This window comes from Planctomycetota bacterium (assembly GCA_016207825.1).
Taxonomy (GTDB): Bacteria; Planctomycetota; MHYJ01; order JACQXL01; family JACQZI01; genus JACQZI01.
The window spans coordinates 78691-94948 of sequence record JACQZI010000038.1; the positions used below are offsets into that span (position 1 = coordinate 78691).

7 protein-coding genes are annotated in these 16258 nt (G+C 46.9%); all 7 read left to right on the plus strand.

What is annotated here, in order from left to right; translation table 11 throughout:
* Positions 1–80 precede the first annotated feature (80 nt).
* The 7 genes from HY811_11865 to HY811_11895 all read left to right on the plus strand — a co-directional run bounded on the left by HY811_11865 (position 81) and on the right by HY811_11895 (position 15631).
* Positions 81–2033 carry an acetate--CoA ligase gene (locus HY811_11865; GenBank protein ID MBI4835498.1) on the plus strand — a complete coding sequence of 651 codons (1953 nt, stop codon included), beginning with the start codon at positions 81–83 and terminating at the stop codon, positions 2031–2033.
* Between the two features lie 107 nt (positions 2034–2140).
* Positions 2141–2800, plus strand: coding sequence for a ribonuclease III (rnc, locus tag HY811_11870; protein MBI4835499.1), 660 nt, complete (start codon positions 2141–2143; stop codon positions 2798–2800).
* A 1-nt stretch (position 2801) separates the two neighbouring features.
* Positions 2802–3713: a ribosomal RNA small subunit methyltransferase A gene (gene rsmA / locus HY811_11875; protein ID MBI4835500.1), complete on the plus strand. Its 912-nt coding sequence runs from the start codon at positions 2802–2804 to the stop codon at positions 3711–3713.
* Between the two features lie 36 nt (positions 3714–3749).
* The gene (locus tag HY811_11880; GenBank protein ID MBI4835501.1) at positions 3750–4130 is read left to right on the plus strand and encodes a four helix bundle protein; all 381 of its coding nucleotides are present in this window, start codon (positions 3750–3752) and stop codon (positions 4128–4130) included.
* 47 nt (positions 4131–4177) lie between these two features.
* On the plus strand, positions 4178–5758 hold the full coding sequence (locus HY811_11885; protein MBI4835502.1) for a cysteine--tRNA ligase: 1581 nt from the start codon (positions 4178–4180) through the stop codon (positions 5756–5758).
* A gap of 373 nt (positions 5759–6131) precedes the next feature.
* Positions 6132–14429 carry an IPT/TIG domain-containing protein gene (locus tag HY811_11890; GenBank protein ID MBI4835503.1) on the plus strand — a complete coding sequence of 2766 codons (8298 nt, stop codon included), beginning with the start codon at positions 6132–6134 and terminating at the stop codon, positions 14427–14429.
* A gap of 47 nt (positions 14430–14476) precedes the next feature.
* Positions 14477–15631, plus strand: a complete 1155-nt coding sequence (locus HY811_11895) for a hypothetical protein (protein MBI4835504.1) — start codon at positions 14477–14479, stop codon at positions 15629–15631.
* Positions 15632–16258 lie beyond the last annotated feature (627 nt).

Consider the following 16258-nt stretch of genomic DNA (forward strand, 5'->3'; position numbering starts at 1 on the left):
ATAGCATGCAATTTATATTGACCAAGACGCGATTAACCCTATAATTACAATAAAATAACGCTATTATAAGGAGCTTGATTATGAACGACATAATCTGGAAACCGTATGGTGATTATCAGACCAAAAGCAATATCACCCGCTTCATGCAAAAGTATAATATTAAAACCTATGACGAGCTCATAAAAAAATCCACCACTGATATCGAATGGTTCTGGGACGCCGCCTTAAAAAACCTCAATATGAAATGGATTAAACCATATTCAAAAATACTGGACCAATCAAAAGGATTCCCTTGGGCGAAATGGTTTATAGACGGCAAGATAAATATCGTTGATAACTGTATAGACCGGCATCTCCCGAAACTTGCCGAAAAACTCGCCTTTATCTGGGAAGGCGACGACGGCTCGGTAAAAAAAATCACTTATTCCGAACTTAATAAAAACGTCTGCAAAGCCTCCAACGCCCTGAAATCACTTGGCATAAAAAAAGGCGACAAAATCGGCATCTATATGCCGATGATTCCGGAAATCGTCTACGCCTTCTTCGCCTGCCTTAAAATAGGCGCCGTGGCGATACCGGTCTTTTCCGGATTCGGTTCAATGGCTTTATCCGACCGATTAAGCGATGCCGGAGCGAAACTCCTCTTCACCGCGGACGGCGGATACCGGCGCGGCAAGCCGGTGGAGATTAAAAAGGAAGCCGATATCGCCCTGGAAAAAGCGCCCAGCGTCAAGAATGTAATCGTCGCCAGGCACACCAAGCAAAAAGTCGGAATGAAACAAGGCAGGGATTTCTACTGGGATGAGATTGCCGACAAGCAATCCGAAAAATGCCCCACCGAAGTAATGGAAGCGGAAGATTATTCCATCATCATATACACCTCCGGCACCACCGGAAAGCCGAAAGGCACGGTCCACACCCACGCCGGCGCTATGGCGCAGATGGCAAAGGAGCTGGGTTATTATTTTGACGTCAAGCCGGATGACACCTTTTTCTGGGTGACCGATATCGGCTGGATGATGGGGCCGTGGGAGATGATAGGAGTGTCTTTCTTTGGAGCGACATTTGTGGTCTTTGAAGGCGCGCCGAACTACCCGAATCCGGACAGGCTCTGGGAAATGATAGAGCGCCACAAGATAAATTCCCTGGGTATTTCACCCACCGCCATCAGGCTCTTAATCACTTACGGCGACCAGTGGGTTGATAAATATCCCATGAATACACTGCGCATACTCGGCTCAACCGGCGAACCCTGGGACCCGGAATCTTACATGTGGTTCTTTGAAAAGGTCGGCAGGAAACGCTGTCCGATTATCAATATCTCCGGCGGAACGGAAATAGTCGGCTGCCTTTTATCCCCGCTTCCCATTACCGAACTCAAACCCTGCACCCTGCGCGGGCCGGGGCTCGGTATGGATATAGATGTATTCGATGATAACGGAAAGCCCATCCGGGGCGGAATCGGGCACTTGGTCTGCAAAAAACCGGCGCCTTCCATGACAAAAGGGTTCCTGAACGACCCGCAACGGTATCTCGATACTTATTTTTCCAAATGGAAAGATAACCCGCAATTAGCGGGACAGGTCTGGTACCACGGCGACTGGGCAAAAGTGGATGAAGATGGATTCTGGTTCCTTTACGGCCGGAGTGATGACACGATAAAAGTGGCCGGCAAACGCACCGGCCCGGCTGAAATAGAAGCCGCCCTGATTGAACACGAAGCCGTTGCCGAGGCCGCGGCCATCGGAGTGCCCCACGACATCAAAGGCGAAGGAGTCGTCTGTTTTGTGGTGCTTAATCCCTCTTATAAAGCCGATGAAAAACTAAGGGAAGAATTAAAGGCACAGGTGGTGAAGCATCTGGGCAAGACCCTTAAGCCGGAGGCTTTGAAATTCGTAAAAGGGCTTCCCAAAACCCGCTCCGCTAAAATCGTGCGCGGAGTGATAAAAAAGAAATACCTGGGAGAAAACCTGGGAGATATTTCTTCTGTCGAAAACCACGATATGATTGAAGAAATCACCAGGGCAATCTGATAGGGATAAGATGGTAGGATAACCCAACACATAAGGCTTATGTGCTGGGTCAACATATCAACTTATCCTCTTATTCACCATAGGGTGAAGAAAGGATACCAAAGCAAATGAACACCATCTTCGGCTACACTTTCCGCGATGAAGCGCTCCTGGAACAGGCACTGCGGCATTCATCCGCCAAGACGGAAACACTGCCCAGCAACGAACGTCTCGAATTTTTGGGCGATGCCGTCATCGGACTGGTTATTTCCGATATCCTCTACAAAAAATTCCCGGATAAAGAGGAGGGCGAGCTTACCATCATAAAATCCGAAGTGGTCAGCCGTCCGATTATGGCGAATATCGCGCATGAACAAGGATTGCAAGAATTTCTCCAGACAGGCAAAGGCATAAAACAAATGCCGGAGTCGATTCTTTCCAACGCGGTCGAATCCATCATCGGCGCCATCTACCTTGAAGGCGGGATGGAGGCGTCTTTCGGCATAATAAACAATCTCTTTTCCCAAAAGGTTGAGGAAATCAGCCTGCGCCCGCAGGAAATGAACTACAAAGCCCTGCTCCAGCATTTCACCCAGAAAGAGTATAATTCCGTTCCGCAATATAAGCTCATCAAGACAACCGGACCGGCGCACGAGCCGTTTTTTGAGGTATCTGTCGGAGTCGAAGGAACTATTTACGGACCCGGTTCGGGAAAAACCAAGAAAGAAGCCGAACAGCAGGCGGCGAAAATGGCGCTGGAAAAAATCAGGGAAACAAACTCAATATAAAATGCTAAATAAATCCACCCTTATCGGAATACTCGAAGAAAAAGGCATCATCACCAGCCGCTCGCTCGGGCAAAATTTCCTGATTGACCAGAACCTCCTGAAGTTCATCGTAAAAACAGCCGGATTATCCAAGGACGATTACGCACTGGAAATTGGTTCCGGACCGGGATTGCTGACAGGACTCATCGCCCAAAACGCCAAATACGTCTGGGCAGTGGAAATAGATAAAAAGGTTTTCCATGTTTCACAATCAATCAACCCCGGTTTAACCAACGTCAAATGGATTAACTCCAGCATTCTTGACGGAGAGAAGATTAATTCTGAGGTGTTATCTGACATCTATCATCTAAAAACCGCCCCCCACATGCTATCTCCCTGTCAATCGGGCGTCCCCGAAACGAAGTTGAGCGGGATAATCCGAAATCCGCAATTAAAAATTATTTCAAATCTTCCTTACGCATCCAGCGGGGCGATTATCATGGCATTGCTTGAAAGCAAACTGCCGATTTCGGAAATGACGCTGATGATGCAGCTTGAAATGGCACAAAGGCTCACTGCCAGGCCGAAGACAAAAGAGTATAACGCCTTTACCATTTTAGTTAATCTTCTGGGCGCTGTAAAGATAGTCCGGAAAATACCGCCTGATGTCTTTTATCCCAAGCCAAAGGTTACCTCGGCGCTTTTAACCATCATCCCATATCGCAAACCGATTGAAAATTACGCCAAATTCAAGGATACCATCCATACTATCTTCCGCTATAGGAGAAAAACCATCGGGCATATTTTAAAGGAAGTCAGCCCCAATAATCTTAATATAAACAAGATATTGACTAAAACCGGAATTTCTCCTACAATGCGCCCTGAAGAGATTGCCCCGACGAAATATGTTGAGCTGGCTGGGATGTTAAGTTGATAAGAGTCTAAGTAGATAAGATGCTAAGGGGGAACTATGTATCAACGATTTGAACAACTTAAAGTATGGCAGATGGGTAGGGAATTCCGCAAAGCAATTTATCAGATAACCAAGACCTTCCCCAAAACCGAACAATACGCCCTGACATCAAACATACGGCGCGCCTCAATATCAATTACATCCAATATCGCTGAAGGGCACGGCAGATATTACTATCAAGAAAATATACAATTCTGCCGTATTTCCAGAGGCTCTCTAAACGAAGTTTTAGATAATCTTTATACCGCTTTGGATGAAAAATATATTAACCAAACGGAATTCGATAAACTATATGCACAAGGCAGAGAAGCAGAAAAAGTCCTTAATGGTTACATAGGCTATTTAGAACGCCAAAAGCCGGGAAGAAAAGTAAAATGAATTCTTATCTTATCAACTTATTATCGTATAAACTTATTAACTAACACATGACATTGCATTTATATAATACCCTGACTAAATCCAAGGAATTGTTCAAGCCACTTGTCCCGCGGCAGGTAACGATGTATACCTGCGGGCCGACGGTTTACAGCCATCCGCATATCGGCAATTTCCGCTCATTTATCGCGGCGGATATATTACACCGTTACCTGGAATATTACGGATACGAGGTGAAACAGGTAGTCAATATCACCGATGTCGGCCATATGACGACAGACGATGATTTAGCCGCCGCGGACGGCAAAGACAAGATACAGGCCGCCGCCGAGCGCGAAAAGAAATCGCCCTATGAAATCGCCCGTTTTTATGAAGAAGAATTCCTGCGCTTGAGCCGCCTGCTTAACATAAAAGAGGCTTCCTTATACCCAAGGGCCACCGAACATATCCCGGAAATGATTGAGCTTATCAAAAAGCTTATCGATAAAGGTTTTGCGTATAATGTAGGCGGCAATGTCTACTTTGAAGTGGGGAAATTCCCTGATTACGGCAGGCTTTCTGGCAACTCCATGGAAAACCTGATGGCCGGGGCGCGCATCGAGATTAATCCGGAAAAGAAAAGCCCATTGGATTTCGCCTTGTGGAAACAGGACCCGAAACACCTGATGCAATGGGATTCCCCCTGGCGAAACGAGAGTGGAGTCCCGACCCAATCGGGAGGAAAAGGATTTCCCGGCTGGCATATCGAATGCTCGGCAATGTCAATGAAATATCTTGGCGCAACCTTTGATATCCATACGGGCGGAGAGGACAATATCTTCCCGCACCACGAAAGCGAGATTGCCCAGTCCGAAGCCGCCAACGAAAAACCATTCGTCAAATACTGGTTCCATACGCGCCACTTGCTTGTCAATAACCAGAAGATGTCGAAATCAGCCGGAAATTTCTATACGGTAAAAGATATCATGGACAAGGGCTTTGCTCCGCGCGTCCTGCGCTATGCCCTGATGAGCGTCCATTACCGGCAGCCCCTGAACTTCACGCTGGAAGGTCTGGATGCGGCAAGGAAAGCCGTCCAGCGACTGCTTGATTTTAAGAACAGCCTGGTTGAAATAGTTGCCCATACTACAATTAATAATTTGGGCATCCCCGCCCCATTCCATGGGACTCCCTATTCATCGGGTGTCCCCGAAACGAAGTTGAGCGGGGCACCCCGCCCAAGCGGGGGGAGCGGGATAGATAATCCTACCCAAAATGATACCAATGATGTAAAAAAAATAGTGGAAGCAACTAGGGAAAGATTTAATACGGCGATGAATGACGACCTCAATATCTCCGAGGCGCTCGGGGCGGTCTTTGATATGGTACGCGATACGAATAAGCTCGCTCTTTCCAGCGGCAAGGCCGGGATGGCATTAAGGATGCTGGAGCAATTCGATACGGTGCTGGGGGTATTATCGGAAGAGGAAACGAATCTGGATGACGAGGTAAAGCGGCTGATTGAGGAACGACAGCTTGCCAGAAAGAACAAGGACTATAAGAAATCGGATGAAATCCGGGACAAACTGACCAAGATGGGCATCACGCTTGAAGACACGCCCCAAGGCATTAGGTGGAAGCGGAAAGTATAGGCAAGAAAACAGGATAACAAAAACATTAAAAAGCCGGTTTTTATATTGGCATCCATTGCCTAACAGCTATAATCTAAACCAAAAGACAAAGTACTTTCACCCGCTATGTTATTGGTGTCCGGTATGTGGGCTCTGCCCTTTGGGGCAGGGGCTACATCGCTGGTCATACTGGACACTTTAGCGGGTGAAAGGTAGAAATCCGGCAGTGGTTCCTTGCCCCGCTCCACTTCCCCGAATGCTTTCGGGGGGACAATAGGGAGTCCCCCGACTAACGTCGGGGGCGCCCTTTTTTATTTGGTATAGAAAAATGAGATTGCACTTGACAAATAGATTGGTAAAAGATATAGTATCCACAATATAAAGGAGGTTAACCATGAACTACACAAAAGTATGCGGTGTCGTAACCTTGGTTTTCCTGGCAATGGTTTTCTCAGGTAATTTTCTCTTGGCTGACCCGATAACCATAACTACAGATAGCCAGTTACCATCGGGCATTAAAGGCAATCCTTATTCCGAGACGCTAACTGTCTCAGGCGGGATTACTCCTTATAACTGGACGGTTGTCTCCGGCACCCTGCCGTCAGGGCTTGCTTTGGATGCCGCCAGCGGGCTTATCGCGGGAACACCCACGGTTACCGGCACGAGCATCTTTACCGTCAAAGTAACTTCCAGTAACAGGAAAAATGCGACTAAAGATTTATCTATTAATATTATTGAATCCGGCGCGATAGACAACCTCTTTAGTAAAATGAAATTCCAGAAGCCGGATTCCGAAGGCTTTTACGGAGAACTCATGATGGAGGAAGAGGATACCACGCCTCCTTCTACCCCAACCCTTTCTGCTCCGGCTGATGGCTCGGCTACCAATGATACCACCCCTTCTTTTACCTGGAATGCGGTGACCGATGAGGACGTTGCCGATTACCACATAGAGATAGATACCTCATCCGCTTTTACTTCCCAGAATAAAACTCAACTGCTTCTACATATGAACGAATCAACTACCTTTACGGATAGTTCCGCCTCTGCCCATTCCGTTTCGGTTCTTGGTAATACCTATATAGACACATCTATTACAGATACATGGGGAACGTTTAACGGATGCGCTAAGTTTGACGGGACTGATGATTATATCACTTCTACTGATAGTGCAGACTGGACTATGGGAACAGGCAATTTCACCATTGATTTCCGGGTTAGGTTTAATAGTTTAACCGATGTTGATTTAATCGGGCAAAAATACGATGGTAATAACTTCTGGCGTATTGTATATGGTAACTGGAACCATAAGCTTTGGATTCAAAATTATTCAAATACAGCGCATACGATTTTTGTATCTTGCGCCTGGGCACCGGATATCGATGTATGGTATCATATCGCAGTCGTGCGGAAGGGAACAAGCACCAATGATTTAATGGTCTTCATTAATGGGATAAGCCAAACGGTTACCTTGGATTACGGCGCATGGAGTGGAGCATTCAGCGAATTTGATGCGGCTTTAGTAATTGGAGCTGGAATGTTTGGAAATGATTTAAACGGCTGGATTGACGAACTCCGTATCTCCAAAGGCACCGCCCGCTGGACGTCAGATTTTAGCTCTAACCTGCCGGATAGCGAATACGAGGCGTTTGAACCTTTGGTTTCTATTGCCAGCATCGTTCCTATCTCTTACACCTTAACCAGCGCTTTGGATGAGGATACATATTATTGGCGTGTCCGCGCCCGTGACAATGCCGGAAATTACGGCGAATTTTCCTCTGCCTGGGATTTTATCGTGGATACCACCGCGCCCGCGACGCCAACCCTCTACACCCCTTATGACGGGCAATATAAAACAGATACCACCCCAACACTTGATTGGGATGCGGTGACAGATACGGACGTTGCCGATTACCAATTACAGGTTGATACCTCTTCCGCTTTTACTTCGCAATGCCAGACAAAACTGTTATTACATATGAATAGCGCCGCTACCTTCACGGATAGTTCCGTTTCCGACCATTCCGTTTCGGTTCTTGATAATACCTGTATAGACACATCTATTACAGATACATGGGGAACGTTTAACGGATGCGCTAAGTTTGACGGAAGCGGTGATTATTTGACTATTCCCGATAGCGAGGACTGGACTTGGAGCGGTGATTTCACCATAGATTTCTGGGCGAGGTTTGATGCAACAGGTTCTCAGGTTATTTTTTCGCATGCAAATGATTCAGATGGATACTTAAGGCTGGGATATGATTTTACTGGTCAAAATTGGTGGCTTGTAGAAACTTCAACGTCCCAAACTTTTTCTGATACCGGAATATCTACAGGTGCATGGTATCATGTAGCTGTTGTTCGGAGTAGTGGAGTGCTAAAAGTATTTAGGGATGGTTCGCAAAAAGGTTCTGATTGGTCGAGGAGTACTACCTATGATTCTGATTCCAATGGTTTGAGAATAGGCAGAAATTATGGAGAGACTGAATATTATTTTGACGGCTGGATGGACGAACTCCGTATCTCAAAAGGCATCGCCCGCTGGACTTCCGATTTTACCCCGCCTACTATTGAATACGACGGCAATGCCCTGGTTTCGGTTACAGGAATTACCCCCACTAATTACACCTTGACAGACGCCTTGGATGAAGATACATATTACTGCCGCGTCCGCGCGCGCGATAACGCCGGCAATTACGGCCCTTATGCAAGCGCCTATACATTTACCATCACCAATACCACCCCTTCCATTACTTCATTAAGCTCCAGCTATGGTTTGCCCGGCGATGTCATTACCATCACCGGTTCTTCCTTCTGGCCACAGCAATGGGATTCCAAGGTCTACCTCTACGAAACCCCGGCAACAATCAGCTCATGGAGCGATAGCCAGATTGTCATTACTATCCCCAACATGTCTGCCGTAAACAATTACATATATGTCCAGACCGATAATACTTACAGTAACTTCGTTCCCTTCCAGGTCGGCTGGAATCTCACGGGCGGTAACCATTCCGGCGCTGATTGGACGCCTGCGGATGACGAAACTGTCGGCGGCGCGCATTATAATATCGGAACCTTTACCGTTACTTCGGTTACAAACATCACCGTCGCGCCTTATAACGGCTCAACCGGCGGCGAGTTCAAAATCTATTCCGATATCGTCAATATCGAAAGCGGCGGTTCTATTGATGCCAACGGCGCAGGTTACGGCCCCGAACAGGGCCCCGGCGCGCCGATCGGAGAAGGTAATACGGGCGGCGGCACAGGCGGTAGCCACGCGGCTTATGGCGGCCACGGATACTACGGTTCCAAAAGTCCCGGCGAGCCTTACGGCAATCGCTATGAGCCTGATACTATGGGTTCCGGCGGCTCCCACGGGCAAAGCAGCGCCGAGGCCGGCTCAGGCGGCGGCTTGCTTGAATTCTGGACTGCCGGCACATTCACCAATAACGGCATGATATATGCCTCCGGCTCCGACGGTTCGCTTGATACTTCTGAAGAATACGGCGGCGGCGGCGGCGCGGGCGGCGCTATCTTTGTCTCCGCGCACGTCGTTACCGGCACCGGAAATATGTACGCTTACGGCGGTTCGGGCGGCAACGGCTCAAACTATCCCGGCGGCGGCGGCTCGGGCGGCTATATCGCCATCAATACTGCCTCCGGCTCTTACAGCCTGTCCAAGCTATATCTCACCGGCGGCGCCGGACCAGGCGATGCCGGAGACGGCGAGAACGGCCTTATCGGCTTTACTCACCAGGGTAAATACGGCTCGCCCTGCCAAAACGGTTGTTATACGGGCGGCGGCTCCATCATCAACGTTGCTTCCGGCAACTTGAATATTGATATTGATATCACCAATATCGCCCCGGTTGCCGGCTCATTCCCACAGAATTTCTCCCTATACTATAATTCCAACGGCACCGGCTCAGGCGGCGGTTCCGCTTTCGGTCCCAGGTGGAACCATACCTTCCAGCATAAAATAGACGTCGAACTGGCTGATAAAATCCTCACCTGGACGGACGGCATGGGCAGGAAAATCACCTTTAACGACGACGACGCCGATACCGTCTATGAATCGTCTTCGGTCTACGGCGCTTATGCCGTCATTACCAATACCGGCTCAAGCTACGAAGTGCTTACCAAAGACCGGACTCTCTATACATTTAATAGCTCGGGCAGCCGCCTGCTTACTATCGAAGACCGTAACGGCAATTCTATTTCCTGCACCTATAACGCCCAAAACAGGCTTACCAATATCACCATACCGGGTAACCGGGCGATTTCACTTTACTATAACGCTAACGGCAAGATTGATACGGCAATAGACCCGGATGGCAACGTCACCACCTTTACCTATACCGCCGCTAACCAGCTGGAATATATTAAGAAAGGGCCCGGTTATGAATGGCAGTGGTATTTTACTTACAAAACAGGCACCAATCTTATCGAAACACGCACCAACCCCTTGAGCAAGGTGACTACCTATGCTTATGACGGCCTGGGCAGGCTCATTCAGGTTACCAATGCCCTGAGTGAAGTAAAGACCATCTCAAGCGACCTTTATGCAAGCGAAGCGGCCATCACCGAATTCGGCGCGACTACCTCCAGCATTATGGGTTTCAATATCGTCAAGGATACCGCCGATAGCCTGATGGATGAGGAAGGCAACGTCGTCACCTCCACCTTCGATGCCTATCGTAATCTGACCTCAAAGACAGACGCACGCGGCTATGCCTCCACCTTTGATTATGATTCACGCGGCAACGTCGTCACACGCACAGACGCCGCCGGTTATAAGACCTGGTATCAGTATGATGATTCGGCTAATCCGGATTTGCCCACCCGCATCATAGACGACCTTAATACTACCACCTACATGGAATACGACGCCAACGGCAATATGGTTACGCTCGTCCGTGCGTTAGGCGTTACCGGCATCGAACAAGAAACCGATTTCACCTACAATGCCGACGGCACTCTCGCCTCACAATGTATTGACCCCTCCGGCTTGGCGATTACCACGACCTATTCTTACAACGGTTATGGCTACATGTATAAGAAAACCGTCGACCAGTCCGGCTTAAACCTTATCTACGAATCCGACCTTAATATCCTGGGCTATATCACCCGCACCTACGACTACCGCTACCAGACCGGCAAAACCGTCTATACGGATTATGAATATGATTACCGCGGCAACCAGACCAAGATTACCGCCCCCACCCGCGACGGCGCGACCGTCCGGATAGACCTGGAATACGATAAGATGGATAGGCTCACCAAACGGACTGAAGACGTGGGAGGCTTGGCAATAGAAACCACCAATACCTATAACGACGTTGGCTGGCTGACTGAAACCGCCCTTGACCCGGCCGGATTAAATATTAAAACCAAGCAAGAATACTATGACAACGGCTTATTGAAAAAGACTACCCATGACCCGCAGGGTGCAGAGGAAGCGACTGTTGAATATGAATACTTTGATAACGGCTGGTTGAAGAAAACCAAGCGCCAGCTTACCGCCACCCCGACCTATGCCGAAACCACTTACACCTACGACGCCAACGGCAACCGCTTAACCGTCACCGACCCGGAACTTCACGTTACAACATCTACTTATGACGTCTTGAACCGAACCCTTACCGTAACCGACCCGGAAAGCAATGTCACGGAATACCATTACCCATCCTGCGGCTGCGGCTCGGCTGATTGGATAGAAGACGCCCGTAATAACAAGACCTATACCTATACCGACGAATTGAAGCGCGTGAAATACGTCAAGACTCCCGACGATACCGTTGCCAATAAATATATCACCGTTGCTTATGTGTATGATAAAGCCGGACGCACGACGCAGGTTATCGGCCCGTGGTATGACGACGGCGATGGGGATGCCGAGGGGGGCGAATACAGGAACCCGGCAGGCACCCAGGCAATCGTTACCCGCTACACCGAATACGACAAGGCAGGACGCGTGACCGAGACTTATGTCAAGGAGGCAGGAATCGGCACCGAACACTCTAACGTCGAGTATTACTATGCCGATATGTCGGGCGATAAAACCATCCACTCAACAAGGTCTTTGGTCGATACCGGCACATATCTTATAGTTGCCAATTATTACGATGAAGGCGGACGGCTGGAAAAGACCGCTTTAGACCCGACCGGATTGAATGAAGAGACTTATTTTACCTATGATAATCTCGGCAGGCAGACCCGTGTACAGGCGGCTTATGGCGATGCCCTGGAAACAGATACCTGGTATATCTATAACAATGCCGGTTGGCTCACCAAGAAGCGTCCCTTTGCCAATAACGATACCTATGCCACCGAATATACTTATAATAATCGCGGACAGGTCTTGCGCATCTACGACGCCGAAGGCTTGAACGCCGGAACTCCCTATTACACGGAAAATACCTATGATAAGGGCGGACGCCTGACCCGTGTCACCAACCCACTGGGTGATTACACCGAATACGAATACGATGCGGACGGCTTGCGCACCAAGCTTTCCTATTACCGTGATTCCAATAAGGTCGATACCACTTACGCTTATTATGACAACCATCTCCTGGAAACCACGAGTTATTCAGGGTCCACCGGCACCAACACCACCACGAACTATTACGACGCCAACGGCAACCTGACTTCCACGACGGACGCCATGGGGCAGACGACAAGTTTCACCTATGATAAGAACAACCGTTTAACAATGAAACAATGTAACACTGAAACTGTCCAGTATACCTTGGATGCCAACAGCAACGTCCTGGCTGTGGACGATGCCAATACCGATACGGACAATGAATACGATTACCTGAGCCGCCTGACAAAGGTCACGAACAACAAGTATTCTCCGGCAAAGGTGATAGATTACACCTATTTTGAGGATGGAACGAGGAAGAGCATGGACGGTCCCGACTCGGGAACCACGGATAAGATAGAGTATGCCTATGACATGGCAAAGCGGCTGGATACGGTCACGAGGAACTCTACCCAAATAGCGGATTACGATTATAATAAGCTCGGGCAGAGGACGGAGCTCTATTTCGGGGCGAATAAATCCGGCTCGCACACGCATTATACATATGACAGCGCCGTGCCGACCAGGTGGCTGACCGTAGTGGAGAACCATACTTCCACGGCAACGGTTTCGTCGTTTACCTATGTCCTGGATAAAGTGGGAAACCGGACTAAGATGACCTTGGCAAACGGTGATTATGTGGATTATGATTATGATAATATTTATCAGTTGACAAGCGAGCAGAAAAAAGATAGTCTGAATAACAGTATTTACCTGAACACATGGACGTATGACGAGGTCGGCAACCGTGAAACGCAGACGAGGGACTCTATAACAGTGACGAATTATGCCTATAACAACGCCTGCCAGTTAATCAGTGATACGGTAAACAGCTTGACGAATATGTACGATTACGATGCGAACGGGAATATGATTACGAAGACACAAGGCGCGAATGTGACGAGCTGGGTGTATAACTACAATAATCTTGTTGTTTCATATTACGACCCGATAACGACCAACAACTCAACCTACACATGGGACGCGATGGGCCGGCGCATCAGCAAGACGGTCAACGGAACGACAGAAAAATACATGTACGATGGTCATAACATCATTGCGGATTATGACGGTAGTAACAATCTTACAGCCCAATACGTGACTCCGTTCCTTGACCAAAACTTGACGATTTCACGTAGTGGCAGTACTTACTACTACATGCACGACGGGTTAGGCTCGGTAAGAAACTTAATTAATACCAGCGAGATTGTGGTGAATAGTTATGATTACACGGCGTTTGGAGAAACCTTGAGTGCAACCGAAGGTGTGCAGAACCGGTATCAATTTGCCGGCAGGGAAAAGGACAGCGAGAACGGCTCGTATCACAGCCGCACGCGGCAGTATTTTCCGGGCATCGGGCGCTTTAACCGCCGTGATTCTATTGGCTATAGTGGTGGGATAAATCTGTATAGTTACGTAAGAAACAATCCGGTGATGTATAGAGATCCAATGGGATTGGAACATATAACAGGCAATGAATGGAATGTGCAGAAAGGAGATACTTTAAGAAGTATCTTTGAATGGTTATGGAGACCTGCTATAAAAGACGGGAAGAAAGATCCAACAGGACAAACAGAAGGAGAATATGGTGGTGACTGGTGGTTTGGTCTTAAAAATGAATCTGATAAGGAACTTGCTTTTCAGGAGTTCTTAAAACGTGTACGTGCTAATAATCCTGAACTCGCAAATTATTCTCCGGATCAACCTTTACCAGACGAGTCAACAGATAAGACAATAGATTTTTGGTCGGGTGGAGATCCATGTTATTGCAAAGAGGCCAAAAGGGCTGATGAATGCCGTGCCCAAAAAACCATATCGCGGCATACAGCAATAAAAGAGCACGAAAAGAATAACGACAAACTTACAGTGGCGTTTGTTGGGAGTTTTTTGACTGGGGGTGCTACAGTGTCGTTTATTGAGGCTTTGCCTAGTGATTACCTTTCTCTCGTGAATCCTACTCCTAGCGTAGGGCAGTCTGTTACTGACTACCTAATAGCATTATACAGGATTGGGAAAGAAAACCTTAATGCTCAAGAAGACATCGCTTTTCAAAATGCAGAGCAAAAATATAAAGAATGTTGTGAGGCATGTCCGCCAAAAGAGTAACTTATGCAGTAAAGTATTTATAGTAGCTTCTATTTAAAGGAGTAAGAATGAGAAAGACGCTATTGATATTACTATGGGTGTTAATTGTATCTTGTTCCAACCGGGAAAATGATGCTATTTTCCAAAAGGCGCTTCAAAATATCAAGAGGATAGATAGTACGGATGTGGAACGCAACAGTTACAAAAGTGTTGTGAATATTGAGTTGGTTTTTAAAGGGAAAAAACTAAACAAAATCGATGTTGATAAGCTTGAAGCCCTTCTAAAGAAAGAGCCTTTTCGTTTGGATATTCACATACAACTTATAGGTTATTATGTTCGCAATAATAAAGAGGATCAAAAGGAATACGAAGAACATTTAATATGGGCTATTACAAATTATCCTGACTTGGAATTTGTAGTGTCATCTTTTTTGCAGGTTGATTCTATTATATCTCCAAACTTATATAAGAAAATTGAGAAATTATGGCTTAGACAAATTGAAGTGAATAATGACAATCACTTGGTTCTTTTAAATGCTTCTAATTTCTTTTTTCACGCTAATCCTAACTTAGCAGAAAAACTTCTCAAGAATGCCAAGGTTCTTGCGCCTGAAAACTATGACATATCGCGCTATTTGACTACGTTTTATGAGGTTCACGACAAGCCTAAAGAAGCAGAAAATGAAAAAAAAGGTTTTGCGGCTAACCGGCTAAAAAAGCTGGAAAGTCAATTAGGCGAATCTTTGGGGGCAGATTACTTTTATTGCCTATTGGATATTACCAAGCAAGCATATATTTCCGGTTCTTTTGAGAAGGCTGTTGATTATGCGAATAAATTATTAAAGGAATCCTCTAAATTTGAAAACGACTGGAATTACGGAAATGCAATTCATCATGGTTATATTATTTTAGGGCTTGTAAGCTTTAAATCTGGAGATATCGTTAAAGCTAGGGATTGCCTGATTCGGTCCGGATTGGTGAGTGGTTCACCACAATTAAATTCTTTTGGTCCTGATATGACTCTTGCAAAGCTATTGTTAAAAAGTGGCAAGAATACAACACCAGAAAAAGATGATGTTAAAGCTGTTATTCAGTATTTGCAAAATTGCAAGAATTTTTGGAGGGGTGAAGTGGACTTGCTGGATGCATGGATAAAAACAATTGAATCCGGCGGAACCCCGGACTTTGATAAGAATTGTCATTATGATACCATAATACCATAGAAGTTCACGAATCCGAACCGCCCAACGATGGGACGAAAGATAAATCAACCGACAATAAACAAGATAAGTAGTTCCAACATTATCCCGCAAGGGATAGGAGAGGAGGCTTTATGGCATTGGACAACCTGATTTCAATTGCCTTTACGCCGGCGGAGTTAGCCGATATGGATACGGCTTTGACCTATTTTATTCCCGCCTGACAAGGGTGGAGGGCAGGCGTTATGGTCAGCTTTTGGTAGTTTAATCTTGAACCTAATCCCAAAAACTCCATTTTATTCGTTCCCAATAACTCAATATATTGCGTTTGGCAGTCTAATACAGTGCATACTATATCTATAATACTAAGGACTTAGGCCCTAAATCCAATAAAGGCATGTTTGATTTTCGGCAGGTGGTAGGGGGGTACGGTAGGGTCCAATACCCCCTTTGTAACAATCTAATACACCGAAGCAAATATCCTAATGGGTTTAACAGAGTAAATCCAATGGGGGGTAGGGTAGGGGGTAATGGTCTAAAAGACTGGGAATAATACCCGAAAGTAAGTATCCTAATCCCCCAAAGCAAATAAACTAATACTCTGAAGCAAACATCCTAATGGTCTTGACATGCCGAAACCAATAGGGGGTA

Coding starts and splice junctions, on each gene's coding strand:
- HY811_11895 (MBI4835504.1), top strand. CDS start 14,477: ATGAGAAAGACGCTATTGATATTACTATGGGTGTTAATTGTATCTTGT.
- HY811_11865 (MBI4835498.1), top strand. CDS start 81: ATGAACGACATAATCTGGAAACCGTATGGTGATTATCAGACCAAAAGC.
- HY811_11890 (MBI4835503.1), top strand. CDS start 6,132: ATGAACTACACAAAAGTATGCGGTGTCGTAACCTTGGTTTTCCTGGCA.
- HY811_11885 (MBI4835502.1), top strand. CDS start 4,178: ATGACATTGCATTTATATAATACCCTGACTAAATCCAAGGAATTGTTC.
- HY811_11880 (MBI4835501.1), top strand. CDS start 3,750: ATGTATCAACGATTTGAACAACTTAAAGTATGGCAGATGGGTAGGGAA.
- rnc (MBI4835499.1), top strand. CDS start 2,141: ATGAACACCATCTTCGGCTACACTTTCCGCGATGAAGCGCTCCTGGAA.
- rsmA (MBI4835500.1), top strand. CDS start 2,802: ATGCTAAATAAATCCACCCTTATCGGAATACTCGAAGAAAAAGGCATC.